Genomic DNA, 20,310 nt, shown 5'->3' with positions numbered 1-20,310 from the left:
ATACGGGTAGCACGGCTGTTATTATAAATTTCATCAGATGATAGTATGTTGCACTGATTAAAGTTTCACTTTATCCCGCTTTAACGGACAGTAAGCTTCCTACTTCAAAAATTGATGAATAAGCAGAAGTTAGTTTGGAAATCAACTGCCCGTAAAAGCCCGATTGGTTCAACTAATAATCAGTGGGGGATGAACCACCCCTACTGATTAAAGTTTCACTTTATAGTTTCACCGAAATAAACAGCTTTATGAAAAAATGTGTTGTTCTATAACAAAAAACTGTTGACTGAATGCTCACTCATTATATAATGGGGATAGGGGATATAATTCAGAAAATTATATATTTTTGAAGATTCAAAAAAAAGAAAGAGGGCTTACAAAGAGAGGGGTAGCATAAAAATGAATAGCTTACTGATCATTAATTGGCTGGCTGCCATTGCTGTTATTGCTTATGCAGGATATTTGTTTGTATATCTTATACGGACGAGAATGGCCTACATACAATTAGGAAAAAAAATTGAATTTGACCGTCGTTTTAAAGAGCGTTGGGATCTCCTTAAGGTCAATGTTTTCGGTCAGAAAAAGCTGCTGAAAGATAAGAAAAGCGGCATCATTCACGTTATGTTCTTTTACGGATTTATTCTTGTCCAATTTGGAGCAATTGACTTCGTTTGGAAAGGACTCGCACCAGGATCACATCTTCCACTTGGACCACTATACCCTGCATTTACATTCTTCCAGGAAATTGTCACACTTGTTATTTTAATTGCAGTATTTTGGGCTTTTCATAGACGTTATGTAGAAAAGCTTGTTCGTTTAAAACGTAACTTCAAATCAGGTCTTGTTCTTATCTTTATCGGTGGCTTAATGATTTCTGTGCTACTTGGTAACGGTATGGGACTTATATGGCATGGCGAGGAGCTTTCATGGAGTGAACCAATCGCTTCTGCAATCGCTTACGTTTTTAGCGGGATAAATGAAACCGTAGCCATTTCAGTGTTCTATTTTTCTTGGTGGGTGCATTTACTAATTTTGTTAACGTTTTTAGTCTATGTTCCACAATCAAAACATGCGCATTTAATTGCGGGACCAGCTAATGTATTCTTCGGTCGTCTTTCAAACCCAGGGAAGCTTGAAAAGATTGATTTTGAAGATGAAACGCAAGAAACATTTGGTGTTGGTAAAATTGAAGACTTTAGACAAAATCAACTTATTGACTTATACGCTTGTGTAGAGTGTGGTCGTTGTACAAATATGTGTCCGGCAACAGGAACAGGAAAAATGTTATCGCCGATGGACTTAATTTTAAAACTTCGTGATCATTTAACTGATAAAGGAGCTGCGGTAACATCAAAAGCACCGTGGGTTCCAGTAGTTGCCTTCAATAATACACAAGGAAATCAGTTAGCGATGATGGCGGCTGGAAAAGGACAACAAGAATCAGCGGCTACAACTCTCGCTTACGATCCGAGTTTAATCGGAGATGTTATTACAGAAGAAGAGATTTGGGCATGTACAACGTGTCGTAACTGTGAAGATCAATGTCCAGTTATGAATGAGCATGTTGACAAAATTATTGATTTACGTCGATATCTCGTTTTAACAGAAGGAAAAATGGACGCGGAAGCACAACGCGCGATGACAAATATCGAGCGTCAAGGGAATCCGTGGGGTCTGAACCGTAAAGAGCGTGAAACATGGCGCCAAGGTGATGACGAAGTAACAGTTCCAACTGTAAAAGAAAAATCAAAAGCTGGGGAGGAATTCGAGTATTTATTCTGGGTTGGTTCAATGGGATCATACGACAATCGTAGTCAGAAGATTGCGATATCGTTCGCGAAGTTAATGAACGAAGCAGGCATTTCATTCGCAATTCTCGGTAATAAAGAAAAGAATTCTGGAGATACACCACGCCGCCTTGGAAATGAATTTGTATTCCAAGAGATGGCGACAAAGAATATCGAAGAATTTGAAAAGGCAGGAGTGAAGAAAATCGTTACGATTGATCCTCATGCTTATAACACATTTAAAAATGAGTATCCGGACTTTGGCTTGCAAGCAGAAGTCTATCATCATACAGAATTGTTAGCTCAGTGGGTGAAAGAAGGACGCTTAAAGCCTGTTCACGCTATTGAAGAAACAGTTACGTACCATGATTCCTGTTATTTAGGAAGATACAACGAAGTGTACGAAGCGCCACGTGATATTTTGAAAGCGATTCCTGGAGTGAATCTTGTAGAAATGGCACGTAACCGTGAAACTGGAATGTGCTGTGGCGCAGGTGGTGGCTTAATGTGGATGGAAGAAACAACAGGTTCTCGTATTAACGTTGCTCGTACAGAACAAGCATTAGCTGTACAGCCATCCATTATCGGTACAGGTTGTCCATATTGCTTAACGATGATCAGTGATGGAACGAAAGCGAAAGAGGTAGAAGAGAAAGTTCAAACTCTTGATGTGACAGAGATTTTAGAACGATCTGTTATCGGACAGAAAAAAGAAGCGATGTAGTTTATAAGAATGTATACAACTTTAGAAAGAGGTGCAATGATTGCACCTCTTCTCAACGTAGGGATACCGAGCGAGCGCTCAGTGTTAAAAAAAGAAATGGGGGAAAGAAACATGAGTAAAACAGTTATTTTAAGTGCTGCAAGAACACCAGTTGGAAAATTTGGAGGATCTTTAAAAGATGTAAAAGCGACGGAACTTGGAGGAATTGCAATTAAAGCAGCGCTTGAAAGAGCAAATGTTGCGGCTAGTGATGTTGAAGAAGTTATATTTGGAACGGTTATTCAGGGGGGACAGGGGCAAATTCCATCGCGTCAAGCTGCAAGGGCTGCTGGAATCCCTTGGGAAGTGCAGACGGAAACAGTGAATAAAGTTTGTGCATCAGGACTTCGTGCGGTTACGTTAGCGGATCAAATTATTCGTACTGGCGATCAATCACTGATTGTAGCTGGCGGTATGGAGTCGATGAGTAACAGTCCTTACATTTTACGCGGAGCAAGATGGGGATACAGAATGGGCAACAACGAAGTTATTGATTTAAACGTTGCTGACGGTTTAACATGCGCATTTTCAGGTACACACATGGGTGTTTATGGAGGAGAAGTTGCGAAGGAAGATGGAATTTCTCGCGAAGCACAAGATGAATGGGCATATCGTAGCCATCAGCGTGCGGTTTCAGCGCATAAAGAAGGACGTTTTGAAGAGGAGATCGTGCCAGTAACGATCCCGCAAAGAAAAGGCGATCCTATTGTCGTTGCAAAGGATGAGGCGCCACGTGAAGATACAACGATTGAAAAGTTAGCAAAGTTAAAACCTGTATTTGATAAGGAAGCGGCAGTGACAGCTGGTAATGCGCCAGGACTAAACGATGGTGGTGCCGCACTTGTGTTAATGAGCGAAGACAGAGCGAAGCAAGAAGGAAGAAAGCCATTAGCGACAATTTTGGCGCATACAGCAATTGCAGTGGAATCTAAAGATTTCCCAAGAACGCCAGGTTATGCAATTAACGCATTGCTTGAAAAAACAGGCAAGACAATTGAAGACATCGATTTATTCGAGATTAATGAAGCATTTGCAGCGGTAGCAATTGCAAGTACAGAAATCGCAGGAATTGATCCAGAAAAATTGAATGTAAATGGCGGCGCGGTAGCGATGGGCCATCCAATTGGAGCAAGCGGAGCGCGCATTATCGTTACGCTAATCCATGCACTTAAGCAGCGCGGCGGCGGAATTGGAATTGCATCGATTTGTAGCGGTGGCGGTCAAGGGGACGCAGTGATGATTGAAGTTCACTAATTAAAGTTCGAGGGTATAAAATTTATTAACAATTAAGGGGGAAGAAAAAATGGGTGTACAAAACATTGTTGTAATTGGTGCAGGGCAAATGGGATCAGGAATTGCACAAGTATGTGCAATGGCAGGATATGACGTGAAGGTACAAGATTTAAAACAAGAGCAATTAGATAGAGGATTGGCTATCATTACGAAAAACTTAGCGCGCCAAGTAGAAAAAGGACGCATGAAGGAAGAAGAGAAGGAAGCGACATTAAATCGTCTTACAGTAACGCTTGATTTAGATTGTGTGAAAGAAGCGGATCTTATTATTGAAGCAGCTGTTGAGAAAATGGATATTAAAAAGAAAATCTTTGCGAATCTAGATGAAATTGCTCCAGAACACGCAATTTTAGCGACAAATACGTCATCTCTGCCAATTACAGAAATTGCAGCGGTAACGAAGCGTCCGGAAAAAGTAATCGGCATGCACTTTATGAATCCAGTTCCAGTTATGAAGCTTGTTGAGATTATTCGTGGTTTGGCTACAGATGATGCGGTATATGAAGCAATTGAAGATATTACGAAAAAAATTGGGAAAGTGCCAGTTGAAGTAAATGATTTCCCAGGTTTTGTATCAAACCGCATTTTGCTACCGATGATTAACGAAGCAATTTATACGTTATACGAAGGTGTAGCGACGAAAGAAGCAATTGATGAGGTCATGAAGCTTGGTATGAACCATCCGATGGGGCCTTTGACACTCGCTGATTTTATCGGTTTAGATACGTGTTTATACATTATGGAAGTGTTGCATGAAGGATTAGGAGATAGTAAATATCGCCCATGTCCGTTATTACGTAAGTATGTAAATGCAGGATGGTTAGGGCGTAAAACAGGTCGTGGATTCTACGTTTACGAATAAATGCCCCTTTTGTTACAAAATAGTGGTCTTACCAAATTATTTAAAGGATATATAGCAAATGGAGGCGGAATATATGAACTTTCGTTTTAATGAAGAGCAGCAAATGATGAGGAAAATGGTTCGGGATTTTGCACAGAAGGAAATTGCTCCCTTTGTTCCTAGTATGGAACAAGGGGTGTTCCCGAAAGAGATTTTGCAAAAGATGGGTGAGCTTGGATTAATGGGTATTCCAGCGCCTGCAAAATACGGCGGGGCAGAAATGGATTTTATTTCTTATATTCTAGCCATTGAGGAAATCTCAAAGGTAAGTGCAACAGTTGGTGTAATTTTAGCTGTACATACGTCAGTTGGAATGAATCCGATTTTATATTTCGGAACAGAAGAACAGAAGAAAAAATATGTTTCTAAACTTGCAACCGGGGAATATTTAGGCGCATTTGCTTTAACAGAGCCAAATGCAGGATCAGATGCAGGGAGTTTGAAATCAAGAGCTGTCAAAAAAGGCGATCATTATATTATTAATGGATCGAAAGTGTTTATTACAAATGGTGGTGAAGCAAGTACATACATTGTATTCGCTTCTACAAATCCAGAGGCAGGGAAAAGTGGTATTTCTGCATTTATAGTAGAGAAAGATACACCTGGTTTAATCATCGGAAAAGATGAACATAAGATGGGGCTCCTCGGTTCTCGTACAGTACAACTTACTTTTGAAGATATGAAAGTGCCAGCGGAGAATTTACTTGGGGAAGAAGGACAAGGATTCAAGGTGGCGATGGCGAATTTAGATGTTGGGCGAATTGGAATCGGTGCACAGGCGTTAGGAATTGCTGAAGCGGCGCTTGCATGTGCGATTGATTATGCAAAAGAACGAGAACAATTTGGGAAACCAATTGCGGCGCAGCAAGGGATTGGCTTCAAGCTTGCAGATATGGCAACAAGTGTCGAAGCAGCAAGGTTACTCGTATATAGAGCGGCGTCTCTTAGGGCACAAGGATTACCATGCGGTAAAGAAGCATCTATTGCGAAATTATTTGCTTCTAAGACAGCGGTTGAAGTCGCGATTGAGGCGGTGCAAGTATTTGGTGGTTACGGTTATACGAAAGAATATCCAGTAGAACGATTTTTCCGTGATGCGAAGATCACGCAAATATATGAAGGAACAAGTGAAATACAGAAACTTGTTATTAGCCGTGCTTTATAAAAGGGCGAGGGGGAGACGGAGATGCATTTTAAACTATCAGAAGAACATGAAATGATAAGAAAAATGGTTCGAGATTTTGCTAAAAATGAAGTAGCACCAACAGCAGCTGAGCGTGATGAGGAAGAGCGATTTGATCGAGAGTTATTTGATCAAATGGCAGAGCTTGGTTTAACCGGTATTCCATGGCCCGAAGAGTACGGCGGAATTGGAAGCGATTACTTAGCGTATGTAATTGCGATTGAAGAATTATCTCGAGTTTGTGCTTCAACAGGTGTAACACTATCTGCGCATACTTCACTTGCGGGATGGCCAATTTTTAAATTTGGGACAGAAGAACAAAAGCAAAAGTTTTTACGACCGATGGCTGAAGGGAAGAAAATTGGTGCATACGGCTTAACGGAGCCAGGATCTGGATCGGATGCTGGTGGAATGAAGACAATCGCAAAAAGAGATGGCGACCATTATATTTTAAATGGATCAAAAATTTTCATTACAAATGGCGGTATTGCTGATATTTATGTTGTTTTTGCGCTAACTGATCCTGAATCGAAGCAGCGCGGTACGAGTGCATTTATTGTAGAAAGTGATACACCGGGATTTTCAGTTGGGAAGAAGGAGAGCAAGCTAGGGATTCGCTCTTCACCAACGACTGAAATTATGTTTGAAGATTGCCGTATTCCGGTAGAGAATCTACTTGGAGAAGAGGGGCAAGGATTTAAAGTTGCGATGCAAACATTAGATGGAGGTCGTAACGGTATTGCGGCGCAAGCTGTTGGTATTGCACAAGGGGCTTTAGATGCTTCTGTAGAATATGCAAGGGAGCGCCATCAATTTGGAAAACCAATTGCGGCGCAGCAAGGGATTGGCTTTAAACTTGCGGATATGGCAACAGATGTAGAAGCGGCACGCCTTTTAACATATCAAGCGGCTTGGCTTGAATCAGAAGGGCTTCCGTATGGAAAAGAATCAGCGATGTCAAAAGTATTTGCAGGGGATACAGCGATGAAGGTGACGACTGAAGCGGTGCAAGTATTTGGTGGTTACGGTTATACGAAAGATTATCCAGTAGAGCGTTATATGCGAGATGCAAAGATTACACAAATATACGAAGGAACACAAGAGATTCAGAGGCTTGTAATTTCTCGTATGTTAACGAAGTAGGGACGAAAGCGTAGGTATTTTCCTACGCTTTTTCCTTCCAAAAAATAATAGAGAGAGGTGAAGGGAATGGTTAAACATAATGTACATGCATCGGTGAAAGATGAAAAATTAGTTGCGTTAAGACGTGAACAAATGATTAAAGGTGCGGTGCAACTGTTTAAACAAAAAGGATTTCCGCGTACAACAACGAGAGAAATTGCAAAAGCGGCTGGATTTAGTATAGGGACACTTTATGAGTACATTCGTACAAAAGATGATGTGTTGTATTTAGTTTGTGATAGTATATATGAACATGTAAAAGAACGATTAGAGGAAGTAGTGTGTACAGAAAAAGGGAGTATAGAAAGTTTAAAGATAGCAATAACGAATTACTTTAAAGTGATGGACGAATTGCAGGAAGAAGTATTGATAATGTATCAAGAGGTACGCTTTTTACCAAAAGAATCACTTCCGTATGTATTAGAAAAGGAGTTTCAAATGGTAGGAATGTTCGAGAATATTTTAGAACAGTGTACGGAAAATGGAACATTTACATTAAATAAAAAAGAAATACAGCTTCTTGCCCATAATATTTTTATACAAGGACAGATGTGGGGATTTAGACGCTGGGCGCTGCAAAAACTGTATACGCTCGAAGAATATACAGAAATGCAAATTAGGTATGTATTGCAAGGGGCCCATATGCTTCCGAAATAAGGGACAGACAAATTATTAATTTTATTACCATATAAAAGTTTCCCGTTTTTTTTGTAGCATATTTGTGCGACTTTTGTTTATAATGAATAGTATGGATTTTTTTAAGCAGGCCGTTATATATAAGGTTATATTTGATGAAAGGAAGTGCCGCATAAGTGGATTTTAAGCAATATTCACCAGAAGAGCTAAAAGAATGTTCAATGATTGAAGTTGTACATAGCGTTTTAGGGGATAAAAAACAAGCAACGACATTCAACGAGTTGGTTCAAGAAATCGCTCAAGTGCTGGGACTATCTCAAGAGCAAGTTAATGCGAAACTCGCACAATTTTATACAGACTTAAACATCGATGGACGTTTCATTAATTTAGGAGAAAATCGTTGGGGACTACGCAGCTGGTACCCATATGAGCAAATTGATGAAGAAATCTTACCGCAGCCAAAACCGAAGAAGAAACGTAAAGTTGAGGAAGACGGTTTTGACGACTACATTGAAGAAGATGAAGATGACTTTGACGATGCAGACGGAAATGCAGACGACGACGAAGATGATGTAGAAGATTTGGACAAGGTTCTTGAAGATGAAGACGGAGATGACGACGATCTTGATGATTTAGAAGAAGATGAAGACGACGACTTCGCTGAAGAAGAACTTGAGTATGATGAAACTGAAGAAGAAGAAGAGGAAGAACTGTAGTTCTTGACTTTTCATTATCGTCCATGTAGAATCATTTTTGGGCTCTTTAAAAAAGGACGATAATACTTTTAAAGTGTAAATATAAAAGAAAATTGCTCCCTACTTATTACTTTATGTGATGAGGGGAGCAATTTTCTTTTTTGTTTTTTGTTTAGAAAATAAAAAGAGTCTAACAATAAGATGGATACAGTGTTATCTACATACGTTGCGCTTTGCAACGGTGATTATATAACAGCAAAATAGAAGGGAGCTTTTTCATGACTAAGTATATTTTTGTAACAGGCGGTGTAGTATCGTCTTTAGGAAAAGGTATTACAGCAGCATCTCTTGGAAGACTTTTAAAAAATCGTGGTTTAAACGTAACGATTCAAAAGTTTGATCCATACATTAACGTAGACCCAGGGACTATGAGCCCATATCAACACGGTGAGGTATTCGTAACAGATGATGGCGCAGAAACTGACTTAGACCTTGGTCACTATGAGCGTTTCATCGACATTAACTTAAACAAATACAGCAACGTAACAACAGGTAAAATTTACTCTTCAGTTCTTCAAAAAGAGCGTCGCGGTGAATATTTAGGAGGAACGGTTCAAGTTATTCCTCACATCACTAACGAAATTAAAGAACGCGTATATCGTTCTGGTCGTGAAACAAATGCGGATGTTGTTATTACAGAAATCGGTGGAACTGTTGGTGACATCGAGTCTCTACCATTCTTAGAAGCAATCCGTCAAATTAAGAGCGACATCGGTCGTGACAATGTAATGTACATTCACTGTACGTTAATCCCGTACTTAAAAGCAGCGGGTGAAATGAAAACAAAACCAACGCAACATAGCGTTAAAGAACTTCGTAGCTTAGGTATTCAACCAAACATCATCGTTGTTCGTACAGAAATGCCTGTTTCTCAAGATATGAAAGACAAGCTTGCATTATTCTGTGATATCGATACAAAAGCAGTTATCGAAGCTCGCGATGCAGATACTTTATATGCGGTTCCATTATCTCTTCAAGAACAAAACATGGACCAAATCGTTTGTGATCACTTAAAATTAGACAATCCAGCTGCAGATATGACAGAGTGGACTGCGCTAGTTAACAAAGTACGTAATCTTTCTAAGAAAACAAAAATCGCTCTTGTTGGTAAATATGTAGAACTTCAAGATGCATATATTTCTGTTGTAGAAGCACTTCGTCATGCTGGTTACTCATTCGACACAGATGTAGAAGTAAAATGGGTAAATGCTGAGCACGTAACAGCAGAAAATGTACAAGAATTAGTAGGAGACACAGATGGTATCCTTGTACCAGGTGGCTTTGGCGATCGTGGTGTAGAAGGTAAAATCGTTGCGATTCAATATGCTCGTGAAAACAAAGTTCCATTCTTAGGAATTTGCTTAGGTATGCAACTTGCATCAATCGAATTCGCACGTAATGTATTAGGTTTAGAAGGTGCTAACTCTTCTGAGATCAATCCTGATACGCCATATGCAATCATTGACTTATTACCAGAACAAAAAGATGTAGAGGACTTAGGTGGTACACTTCGTCTTGGTCTATACCCATGTAAGCTTGCTGAAGAAACAAATGCTTACAATGCTTATAATGAGCCGGTTGTATATGAGCGTCATCGTCATCGTTATGAGTTCAACAATCAGTTCCGTCCGGATATGGAAAAAGAAGGATTTGTATTCTCTGGTACAAGCCCAGACGGCCGTCTAGTTGAAATCATTGAATTAAAAGACCACCCTTGGTTCGTGGCAGCACAGTTCCACCCAGAACTTGTTTCTCGTCCAAACCGTCCACAACCATTGTTCCATGACTTCGTAAGAGCTTCTATTACGAATAAAGAGAGCAAGTAATAAAAAAAGCGCCTGAAACAAGGCGCTTTTTTTAATATTCATTTAACATTTCATCAATTGTAAATTTGATTCCGTGATAAGCAAATAAAGCTACTATTAAGCTTGGGAACCCGTAGCGATTACCTTCATCGTCTGGAATAAGACCTTTTAACAGTTTTGTATCAATATGTACGTCTGTATATTGTTCCAGTGATTCCGTACCTTCTTGAAGAGCAGAAATGCCGACAATAGAGTGTCCCTCTTCTTGTAGTTTTTTTGCAATTTCTACAACCGCTTCATCTGTTGAAAAACGGCTAATAAGAAGTACACGATCCGCAGAGGTTACTTCTGCTTCTTTACCATTTTCAAATAAGCGTTTTGCTTGCTTCATTGGTTCAGCACCGAATAGTGCTTCGGCAACAACGCCCTCCATTTCATTTGTACCATATAAATAAATGAAACCATCGCCAACTAGTGCTTGAGCAAGTAAACGAGCGCTATCTTCTATATTCATTTCTTCTTTTTGAGAAATTTTGGAGAAATAACCACTTAATTGAGTTGAAAAAATTTTTAACATAATATTACTCCCTTCGTACGTGCTTGCCGGCTTTCATTATAGTTTATTTTTTTAGAAAGGTGAAATCGTAGGGTAGCATAACAAAATAGGAAACGGTAAAATAAGAAAGAATAGGAAGGAATTTGCCAAAGAATAGCGAAAATAAATCGTTAAGATATAAGAAGCTTTAAATCTTGTACTTACACAGAAAGGTTGGGAATTATGGAAGGTAAAATTTTAATTGTTGATGATCAATATGGGATTCGTGTGTTATTACATGAAGTGTTCCAAAAAGAAGGTTATCAGACATTCCAAGCAGCGAATGGATTTCAAGCTTTAGATATCGTGAAAAAAGATAATCCAGATTTAGTAGTGTTAGATATGAAAATTCCAGGCATGGATGGTATAGAGATTTTAAAGCATGTAAAAGAAATTGATGAGAGTATTAAAGTCATTTTAATGACTGCTTATGGAGAGCTTGATATGATCCAAGAAGCAAAAGATTTAGGAGCTTTAATGCATTTTGCTAAACCATTTGATATTGATGAAATTCGTCAAGCTGTGAGAAATGAGCTCGCTGTAGAGGCGTAAAAATGAATTTTTTATAAAAAATATGGAAAAAAGCGTTTACATGGACTATTGTGCAGGTGAATACGGTTGAGTTTTTGAGTACAAGTTGTTATCCTATTGAGTGTAGAAAAAAGTCCGGTATGTAGATATACATATTTTACCTTATTCTGGTCATACTACCAGCGATAAGAACTTATCGGATACAAAAAACGTTTTTTAGGAGGATTCACCATGCCTTTAGTTTCTATGAAAGAAATGCTAAACAAAGCACTAGAAGGAAAATACGCAGTTGGTCAATTCAACATGAACAACTTAGAGTGGACTCAAGCTATCTTAGCTGCTGCGGAAGAAGAAAAATCTCCTGTAATCCTAGGTGTATCTGAGGGTGCAGCTCGTCATATGACTGGTTTCAAAACAGTTGTAGCTATGGTTAAAGCTTTAATCGAAGAAATGAACATCACTGTTCCTGTAGCGATTCACCTTGACCATGGTTCAAGCTTCGAAAAATGTAAAGAAGCAATCGATGCAGGTTTCACATCTGTAATGATCGACGCTTCTCACCACCCATTCGAAGAAAACGTTGAAACTACTAAACAAGTAGTAGAATACGCACACGCTCGTAACGTATCTGTTGAAGCTGAGCTTGGAACAGTTGGCGGACAAGAAGACGACGTAATCGCTGAAGGCGTAATTTACGCTGACCCAGCAGAGTGTAAGCACCTTGTTGAAGCAACAGGTATCGATTGCCTAGCTCCAGCTTTAGGTTCTGTACACGGTCCTTACAAAGGTGAGCCTAACTTAGGATTCGCTGAAATGGAACAAGTTCGTGACTTCACTGGCGTACCTTTAGTATTACACGGTGGTACTGGTATCCCAACTGCTGATATCGTAAAAGCTATCTCTTTAGGTACTTCAAAAATCAACGTAAACACTGAGAACCAAATCGAGTTTACAAAAGCTGTTCGTGAAGTATTAAACAAAGACCAAGAAGTTTACGATCCTCGTAAATTTATTGGACCTGGCCGCGACGCTATTAAAGCAACTGTTGCTGGTAAAATGCGTGAGTTCGGTTCTAACGGTAAAGCGTAAGAATAAAATTCCGTTTTGGAAACCGTCTAGTCTTTTAGACGGTTTCCTTTCGTTGTATAATGAAAGCGTGAACAAGTCGAAAGATTTTATCATTTTTGGTTTTTAAATAGAAAATAATGTGCATAGTCCTATTAATAAATGTGATAACGTATCTAAATTGATAAAGTGAATTCGATGAATAGTTGATCTTTATCTATTCGTGCTACAGGAGAAATGGAGATAATGGTTTCCTATTTATTGAGTTTTGGGATGGAAAGAGTAATTGAGATTCTTAAGGGGAGCTTTCTATGAAAAGATAGAAAGTAAATACATTCACAAGAAGGGAGCTCAATATGGAAAAATTGCTAATTGAAGGCGGAAGAGCTTTAAATGGAACAATTCGAGTAAGCGGTGCAAAGAACAGTGCCGTTGCATTAATTCCAGCGACAATTTTAGCAGATACTCCAGTAACTATTGGTGGTGTCCCTAATATTTCGGACGTGAAAATGTTAGGCGACTTACTAGAGGAAATTGGAGGGAAAGTAACTTATGGACAGGAGGAAGAGATGGTAGTCGATCCTTCTAACATGGTTGCAATGCCTTTGCCAAATGGAAAAGTGAAAAAATTGCGCGCTTCTTATTATTTAATGGGTGCGATGCTTGGCCGTTTTAAAAAAGCTGTTATTGGGCTTCCGGGTGGATGTCACTTAGGACCGAGGCCGATTGATCAGCATATTAAAGGGTTTGAAGCGCTAGGTGCACATGTTACAAATGAACAAGGTGCTATCTATTTAAGAGCAGATGAACTACATGGAGCACGTATTTATTTAGATGTTGTTAGTGTGGGGGCTACGATTAATATTATGCTAGCAGCTGTACGAGCAAAAGGTAGAACTGTTATTGAAAATGCAGCGAAAGAGCCCGAGATTATTGATGTAGCTACATTGTTAACAAGCATGGGAGCACGTATTAAAGGTGCCGGTACAGATGTAATCCGAATAGATGGTGTGGACTCTTTACATGGTTGTCACCATACTATCATCCCAGATCGTATTGAAGCTGGTACGTATATGATTCTAGGAGCTGCATCAGGAGGAGAAGTAACGGTTGATAACGTTATTCCTCAGCATTTAGAATCAGTTACTGCAAAGCTAAGAGAAGCTGGTGTTCAAGTTGAAACGAATGATGATCAAATTACAGTGAACGGTAATAGAAAGTTAAAAGTAGTTGATATCAAAACGCTTGTATATCCAGGTTTTCCAACAGATTTACAACAGCCGTTTACGACGCTTTTAACAAAAGCACACGGGACGGGAGTTGTAACAGATACAATTTACGGTGCCCGTTTCAAACACATTGATGAATTACGTCGTATGAATGCTCAAATTAAAGTAGAAGGTCGTTCGGCAATTGTAACTGGTCCTGTGTTACTGCAAGGTGCAAAAGTGAAGGCGAGTGATTTACGAGCGGGAGCGGCACTTGTTATTGCAGGGTTAATGGCAGATGGAATTACAGAAGTAACAGGACTTGAGCATATTGATCGAGGTTATGAGAATATAGTGGACAAGCTTAAAGGGCTTGGAGCAAACATCTGGCGAGAACAAATGACAAAACAAGAAATTGAAGAGATGAAGAACGCATAAGTGATACTTCCGTAAGGGGGAAGCGAAGCATCACTACTTGCGGAAGTACACTTTATAGAAAAACACGGTTCACAAAATACGGCAGAAATATAAAGACTTAAAGGAGAGGGATTATTGTGGAAAGAAGTTTATCTATGGAGTTAGTACGTGTAACAGAGGCTGCAGCATTATCATCAGCGCGTTGGATGGGGCGCGGGAAAAAAGATGAAGCAGACGGTGCAGCAACATCAGCTATGCGTGATGTATTTGATACAATTCCGATGAAAGGTACAGTCGTAATTGGTGAAGGTGAGATGGATGAAGCACCAATGCTATATATCGGAGAGAAATTAGGTACAGGATATGGACCACGTGTAGACGTTGCGGTTGATCCTTTAGAAGGGACAAACATCGTAGCAGCTGGTGGCTGGAATGCTCTTGCTGTTATTGCAATTGCAGACCACGGTAATTTGTTACATGCTCCTGACATGTACATGGATAAAATCGCGGTTGGCCCAGAAGCAGTTGGGGCAGTCGACATTGATGCGCCTATTATTGATAACTTACGTGCAGTTGCGAAAGCGAAAAATAAAGACATTGAAGATGTTGTAGCAACAGTTTTAAACCGTCCACGTCACCAAGCAATTATCGAAGAAATTCGTAAGGCTGGTGCTCGTATTAAATTAATTAACGATGGAGATGTAGCTGGAGCAATTAATACAGCGTTTGACCGTACAGGTGTAGATATTCTATTTGGATCTGGTGGAGCACCTGAAGGTGTATTAGCAGCAGTTGCTTTAAAATGTTTAGGTGGAGAAATTCACGGAAAACTATTGCCACAAAACGAAGCTGAATTAGCACGTTGTAAAAAAATGGGCATAGAAGACATTAATCGTATCCTTCGTATGGAGGACTTAGTAAAAGGTGACGATGCAATCTTTGCAGCAACAGGTGTAACAGATGGTGAACTATTACGTGGTGTTCAATTTAAAGGTAGCGTAGGAACAACACAATCTCTTGTTATGCGTGCAAAATCAGGCACAGTTCGCTTCGTAGATGGTCGTCATAGCTTAAATAAAAAACCGAACTTGGTTATTAAGTAAAAGGTGGAAGCGGCTCATTCAGAAAGGTTAAAATGGTCGATCTTTTTAACTATCGGAGCCGGAACTAAATTAAATAAGAAGCGAAGACAAATTTTCTTGTCTTCGCTTCTTGTATTTGTGTTCCAACGTATTGATTAAAACTAGATAAAAGGGTTACAATAGTGAATATTACCCTACTTGAACTTATTGCCTTTCATTATTAATTATTTGCCTTCCGTATTTTTTCCCTTTACCCATGAAAAAAGAGAATAACGTTAAAGTGTGGTGTCTGAATGAATTTGTCAATTGCAGCATTAGAAAACATGAAATTAAAAGAGTTATACGAGCTTGCGAAAGAATTTAAGATTTCGTATTATAGCAAGTTAACGAAAAAAGAGTTAATCTTTTCTATTTTGAAAGCTCGAGCAGAAAAAGAAGGTTTCTTTTTCATGGAAGGCGTATTAGAAATTATTCAATCAGAAGGATTTGGATTCCTACGTCCTATCAACTATTCTCCAAGCTCAGAAGATATTTATATCTCAGCTTCGCAAATTCGTCGTTTCGATTTACGTAATGGAGACAAAGTTTCTGGTAAAGTACGACCTCCGAAAGAAAATGAACGCTATTTTGGGTTATTACAAGTTGAAGCTGTAAACGGTGATGATCCAGATTCAGCAAAAGAGCGTGTGCATTTCCCTGCATTAACACCATTATACCCAGATCGCCAAATGAAATTGGAAACGGAACCGAAAAAGTTACCGACACGTATCATGGATTTAATCGCACCAGTTGGATTTGGACAACGTGGTTTAATTGTTGCGCCTCCAAAGGCTGGTAAAACAAGTCTATTAAAAGAAATTGCACACAGTGTTACAACAAATCATCCAGAAGCAGAATTAATTGTGCTTTTAATTGATGAGCGTCCAGAGGAAGTAACAGACATTGAACGTTCTGTTAAGGGCGACGTTGTAAGTTCTACTTTTGATGAAGTACCAGAAAATCATATTAAAGTAGCTGAACTTGTGTTAGAACGTGCAATGCGTCTTGTAGAGCACAAAAAAGATGTTATCATTTTAATGGATAGTATTACCCGTTTAGCGCGAGCTTACAACCTCGTTATTCCGCCAAGTGGTAGAACATTATCGGGTGGTATCGACCCAGCGGCTTTCCATAGACCGAAGCGTTTCTTTGGAGCGGCACGTAATATTGAAGAAGGCGGTAGCTTAACGATTTTAGCAACAGCCCTTGTTGATACAGGATCTCGTATGGACGATGTTATTTACGAGGAATTTAAAGGAACTGGAAATATGGAACTTCACTTAGATCGTTCGTTAGCTGAACGTCGTATCTTCCCAGCGATTGATATTCGTCGTTCTGGTACACGTAAAGAAGATCTATTAATTCCAAAAGAGCATTTAGACAAGTTATGGGGCATTCGTAAAACAATGCGTGATACACCAGACTTTGTTGAAAGTTTCTTACGTAAGCTTCGTCAAACGAAGACAAACGAAGAATTTTTACAAAATATTGTTGCAGACTCGAAAAGATATGTAACAACTAAGTAAAGGGAAAAGATTGGGACTCGCTTATTTTATAGTAAGCGAGTTTTTTATGCCTTTTAGGTGATATTAAAGAGAGAAATAAGTGGGAGAACCTTAGCTGGTCAGAGCTGAGCGAGCCCCCGCCACTTTTAAGGTGATATCCAGCTCCAGCGGCTAGAATGGTCGGTGGCTTCGCGTCTTCCTACGAGGTAAAAAGCACCTCTACGTCAGAAGCTCCATCCCCCTCCCATTCTGAACGAGCCGCTTCTGCTTTTAAATTGTATCTAGTTCCGACGGCTAGCTCTTCGTGTCTAAGAACCTCCCGCACTAAAGGTAAAAAGCACCTTTTGTGCGAGAGAACCTTAGCCAGTCAGAGCTAAACGAGCCGTCTACACTTTAAATTTCAAAAGACAAAAACAGGTAGTTGCAAAATGAAGTTAGCCTTGTTATAATTTCATCATATGTGTTTCATCAATATAGTTGTGTATGCAGCTGAAGATGAAAAACTCTGTTTCGAAAATGATTCAGGGCGGAAGGAGATGAAAAGAATGAAAGCAGGAATTCACCCAGATTACAAGAAAGTTGTATTCATGGACACAAACACAGGCTTCAAATTCTTAAGCGGGTCTACTAAAGGCTCTAGCGAAACTGTTGAGTGGGAAGATGGTAACACTTATCCATTACTAAAAGTTGAGATCAGTTCTGATTCTCACCCATTCTACACTGGACGTCAGAAGTTTGCTACTGCAGACGGACGCGTTGATCGCTTCAATAAGAAATACGGTATCAAGTAATAAAAACATAAAACAGGCAAGTGTATGTATTCGCTTGTCTGTTTTTTTTGTGAAAATATTATACCTTTACCCTACTTTTAACTAAAAAGTAGATGAAAGGAGAGCTTCATGTACTTAATAAATCAAAATGGCTGGATTGAAGTGATTTGCGGTAGTATGTTTTCTGGTAAATCAGAAGAGTTAATCCGCCGTGTGCGCCGTACGCAATTTGCGAAACAACATGCAATTGTATTTAAACCATGTATTGATAATCGCTATAGTGAAGAAGACGTTGTATCACATAACGGATTAAAGGTAAAAGCAGTTCCTGTTTCAGCTTCAAAAGATATATTTGAACATATCACTGAAGATATGGATGTAATTGCAATCGATGAGGTACAATTCTTTGATGGGGACATTGTGGAAGTGGTGCAAGTATTGGCAAATCGTGGCTATCGTGTCATTGTAGCTGGTTTAGACCAAGATTTCCGTGGTCTACCATTTGGACAAGTTCCTCAGCTGATGGCGATTGCTGAACATGTAACAAAGCTACAAGCAGTATGTTCTGCATGTGGATCTCCGGCAAGTCGTACACAACGATTAATTGATGGAGAACCAGCGGCATTTGATGATCCGATTATTTTAGTTGGGGCTTCAGAATCGTATGAGCCACGCTGTCGTCATTGTCATGCAGTTCCTACAAACAAAGATAAGTAAAACTCGCTGCGCAAGGCGGGTTTTTTTCAGAATAGAGAGTGTGGTTGGTGTGAGCCGCTTACGCTTTTAAATATAATTTGCGTTTTTTTGAGTAAGTACCATATACTATTTGTATTAGATACTAGGATGTAGAGGTGAATGATGTGTTAGATCGTTTGCAAGCTGTAGAAAATCGTTATGAGAAGTTAAATGAATTGTTAAGTGACCCAGAGGTTATTAGCGATACAAATAAACTTCGTGAATATTCAAAGGAACAGTCTGATATACAGGAAACGGTAGAGGTGTATCGTGAGTATAAGGATGTTCGTGAGCAATTAAAAGATGCGAAAGCAATGTTAGAAGAGAAGTTAGACGCAGAAATGCGTGACATGGTAAAAGAAGAGGTTTCTGAGTTAGAATCACAAGAAAAAACGTTATCAGAACGTCTGAAAATTTTACTAGTTCCAAAGGACCCTAATGATGATAAGAACGTTATCGTTGAGGTTCGTGGGGCTGCTGGTGGCGACGAGGCCGCTTTATTTGCTGGTGACTTATACCGCATGTATAGCCGTTATGCTGAGGTTCAAGGTTGGAAAACAGAAATTATCGAGGCTAGCTATACAGAGTTAGGTGGATATAAAGAGATTATCTTTATGATTAACGGTAAAGGTGCTTTCGCGAAGCTGAAATTCGAGAATGGTGCTCACCGTGTACAACGTGTTCCTGAAACGGAATCTGGTGGACGTATTCATACATCTACAGCAACTGTAGCTGTATTACCAGAGGCAGAAGAAGTAGAAATCGACATTCACGAGAAAGATGTTCGTGTTGATACATTCGCTTCTAGTGGTCCTGGTGGACAAAGTGTTAATACAACGATGTCAGCGGTACGTTTAACGCATTTACCGACTGGTGTAGTTGTATCTTGTCAGGATGAGAAATCACAAATTAAGAATAAAGAAAAAGCGATGAAAGTATTACGCGCACGTGTTTATGATAAGTTTAGACAAGAAGCACAAGCTGAATATGATCAAAACCGTAAACAAGCTGTTGGTACGGGTGATCGTTCAGAGCGTATTCGTACGTATAACTTCCCGCAAAACCGTGTTACAGACCATCGAATCGGTTTAACGATTCAAAAGCTAGATCAAATCTTACAAGGTAAGTTAGATGATTTCATCAATGCCTTAGTGATGGAAGATCAGGCTCAAAGGATGGAGGCAGCTGAGTAATGCGTGTCTATGAAGCCCTGAAATGGGCTTCTTCTTTTTTACAGGAAAATGGACGAGATGAAAATGCGGGAGAAATTGTCCTTTGTCATGTATTAAAGATGAACAGAACAGGATTACTTATGAATATGCGTGAAGAAATAAATGAGGAACAAGAGGCAAGCTTTACGGAGTTTATCCACAAGCATGTAGAAGGTATTCCTATTCAATATATGATTGGTTATGAAATGTTTTATGGCCGGTCGTTCTTTGTGAATGAAGAAGTATTAATACCAAGACCGGAAACAGAAGAGCTTATAGTAGGAGTATTAGAAAGAATTGAGCGCCATTTTGGCGACAAGGAACTACATGTAGCAGACATAGGCACAGGTAGTGGAGCGATTTCTATTACGCTTGCTTTAGAAAATAAAAATCTCCACGTGTATACAGTAGATATTGCACAAGAGTCGATTGAAGTTGCAAAAGAAAATGCAAAAGCTTTAGGTGCAGAAGTAACGTTCTATCACGGTGATTTATTGTCACCATTTCATAAAACGGGTCAAAAGCTAGATGTTGTTGTTTCAAATCCTCCATATATACCGGAAGAGGATTGGCGTGGTCTTTCTCCTGTTGTGAAAGAGCATGAGCCGAAGAGAGCGCTTGTTGGTGGAGAAGACGGATTAGATTTTTATCGCCGTTTTATGGAAGAATTGCCGAATGTGTTGCAGGAGAAAGCAATTGTAGCGTTTGAAATTGGAGTAGGACAAGGTGAGGATGTAAAAAGATTGTTACAACAAGCTTTTCCACATGCCCATGTTGAGGTTGTTTTCGATATTAACGGAAAAGATCGTATGGTATTTGCAGAGATGGAGTAAGGTTCACACCTTAC

General features: G+C 39.5%; 18 protein-coding genes. 17 read left to right on the top strand and 1 reads right to left on the bottom strand.

All coding sequences use genetic code 11. The annotated features are described in order from the left end of the window. Positions 1–399 precede the first annotated feature (399 nt). The 8 genes from AC3EMB_RS26545 (at position 400) to pyrG (ending at position 10,326) form a co-directional block, all read left to right on the top strand. Complete coding sequence (locus AC3EMB_RS26545; protein WP_001086772.1) at positions 400–2,511, top strand: (Fe-S)-binding protein; 2,112 nt, start codon at positions 400–402, stop codon at positions 2,509–2,511. Between the two features lie 9 nt (positions 2,512–2,520). Then, positions 2,521–3,804 (top strand): acetyl-CoA C-acetyltransferase, encoded by a 1,284-nt coding sequence (locus AC3EMB_RS26540; RefSeq protein ID WP_120459809.1) that lies wholly within the window; start codon positions 2,521–2,523, stop codon positions 3,802–3,804. Positions 3,805–3,853: 49 nt separating this feature from the next. After that, on the top strand, positions 3,854–4,705 hold the full coding sequence (locus tag AC3EMB_RS26535) for a 3-hydroxybutyryl-CoA dehydrogenase (protein WP_000538874.1): 852 nt from the start codon (positions 3,854–3,856) through the stop codon (positions 4,703–4,705). 73 nt (positions 4,706–4,778) lie between these two features. Continuing rightward, entirely contained in the window at positions 4,779–5,909 is a 1,131-nt protein-coding gene (locus tag AC3EMB_RS26530) for an acyl-CoA dehydrogenase (protein ID WP_001011175.1), read from the top strand. A 21-nt stretch (positions 5,910–5,930) separates the two neighbouring features. Then, positions 5,931–7,070, top strand: coding sequence for an acyl-CoA dehydrogenase AcdA (gene acdA, locus AC3EMB_RS26525; RefSeq protein WP_000545543.1), 1,140 nt, complete (start codon positions 5,931–5,933; stop codon positions 7,068–7,070). 66 nt (positions 7,071–7,136) lie between these two features. Continuing rightward, positions 7,137–7,766 (top strand): TetR/AcrR family transcriptional regulator, encoded by a 630-nt coding sequence (locus AC3EMB_RS26520; RefSeq protein WP_000238599.1) that lies wholly within the window; start codon positions 7,137–7,139, stop codon positions 7,764–7,766. Between the two features lie 155 nt (positions 7,767–7,921). Further along, positions 7,922–8,461, top strand: a complete 540-nt coding sequence (gene rpoE / locus AC3EMB_RS26515; RefSeq protein ID WP_053563307.1) for a DNA-directed RNA polymerase subunit delta — start codon at positions 7,922–7,924, stop codon at positions 8,459–8,461. A 257-nt stretch (positions 8,462–8,718) separates the two neighbouring features. Then, positions 8,719–10,326, top strand: coding sequence for a CTP synthase (gene pyrG, locus AC3EMB_RS26510; RefSeq protein WP_000170461.1), 1,608 nt, complete (start codon positions 8,719–8,721; stop codon positions 10,324–10,326). A gap of 31 nt (positions 10,327–10,357) precedes the next feature. Here pyrG and AC3EMB_RS26505 read toward each other — a convergent pair whose 3' ends face one another. Next, on the bottom strand, positions 10,358–10,882 hold the full coding sequence (locus tag AC3EMB_RS26505; protein ID WP_097920061.1) for a DUF2529 domain-containing protein: 525 nt from the start codon (positions 10,880–10,882) through the stop codon (positions 10,358–10,360). Between the two features lie 201 nt (positions 10,883–11,083). Here AC3EMB_RS26505 and spo0F point away from each other — a divergent pair, with 201 nt between their 5' ends. The 9 genes from spo0F (at position 11,084) to prmC (ending at position 20,296) form a co-directional block, all read left to right on the top strand. Further along, positions 11,084–11,452, top strand: coding sequence for a sporulation initiation phosphotransferase Spo0F (spo0F, locus tag AC3EMB_RS26500; RefSeq protein WP_000398594.1), 369 nt, complete (start codon positions 11,084–11,086; stop codon positions 11,450–11,452). Between the two features lie 210 nt (positions 11,453–11,662). Next, on the top strand, positions 11,663–12,520 hold the full coding sequence (locus tag AC3EMB_RS26495) for a class II fructose-bisphosphate aldolase (RefSeq protein ID WP_001131856.1): 858 nt from the start codon (positions 11,663–11,665) through the stop codon (positions 12,518–12,520). 332 nt (positions 12,521–12,852) lie between these two features. Continuing rightward, positions 12,853–14,142: a UDP-N-acetylglucosamine 1-carboxyvinyltransferase gene (murA, locus tag AC3EMB_RS26490; RefSeq protein WP_000413248.1), complete on the top strand. Its 1,290-nt coding sequence runs from the start codon at positions 12,853–12,855 to the stop codon at positions 14,140–14,142. Positions 14,143–14,258: 116 nt separating this feature from the next. Further along, the gene (gene glpX / locus AC3EMB_RS26485) at positions 14,259–15,224 is read left to right on the top strand and encodes a class II fructose-bisphosphatase (RefSeq protein ID WP_000442336.1); all 966 of its coding nucleotides are present in this window, start codon (positions 14,259–14,261) and stop codon (positions 15,222–15,224) included. A gap of 272 nt (positions 15,225–15,496) precedes the next feature. Next, positions 15,497–16,768, top strand: coding sequence for a transcription termination factor Rho (rho, locus tag AC3EMB_RS26480; protein ID WP_001053903.1), 1,272 nt, complete (start codon positions 15,497–15,499; stop codon positions 16,766–16,768). Between the two features lie 524 nt (positions 16,769–17,292). Next, on the top strand, positions 17,293–17,538 hold the full coding sequence (locus AC3EMB_RS26475) for a type B 50S ribosomal protein L31 (protein WP_000643435.1): 246 nt from the start codon (positions 17,293–17,295) through the stop codon (positions 17,536–17,538). 108 nt (positions 17,539–17,646) lie between these two features. After that, positions 17,647–18,234, top strand: a complete 588-nt coding sequence (locus tag AC3EMB_RS26470) for a thymidine kinase (protein WP_000280851.1) — start codon at positions 17,647–17,649, stop codon at positions 18,232–18,234. Between the two features lie 143 nt (positions 18,235–18,377). After that, positions 18,378–19,445: a peptide chain release factor 1 gene (gene prfA / locus AC3EMB_RS26465; protein ID WP_000887066.1), complete on the top strand. Its 1,068-nt coding sequence runs from the start codon at positions 18,378–18,380 to the stop codon at positions 19,443–19,445. Further along, on the top strand, positions 19,445–20,296 hold the full coding sequence (gene prmC / locus AC3EMB_RS26460; protein ID WP_001267024.1) for a peptide chain release factor N(5)-glutamine methyltransferase: 852 nt from the start codon (positions 19,445–19,447) through the stop codon (positions 20,294–20,296). The genes prfA and prmC overlap by 1 nt, the downstream gene beginning before the upstream one ends. Positions 20,297–20,310: the final 14 nt, after the last annotated feature.

This window comes from Bacillus sp. LQ16 (genome assembly GCF_057784645.1).
This window is presented reverse-complemented; position numbering and strand designations above follow the sequence as displayed.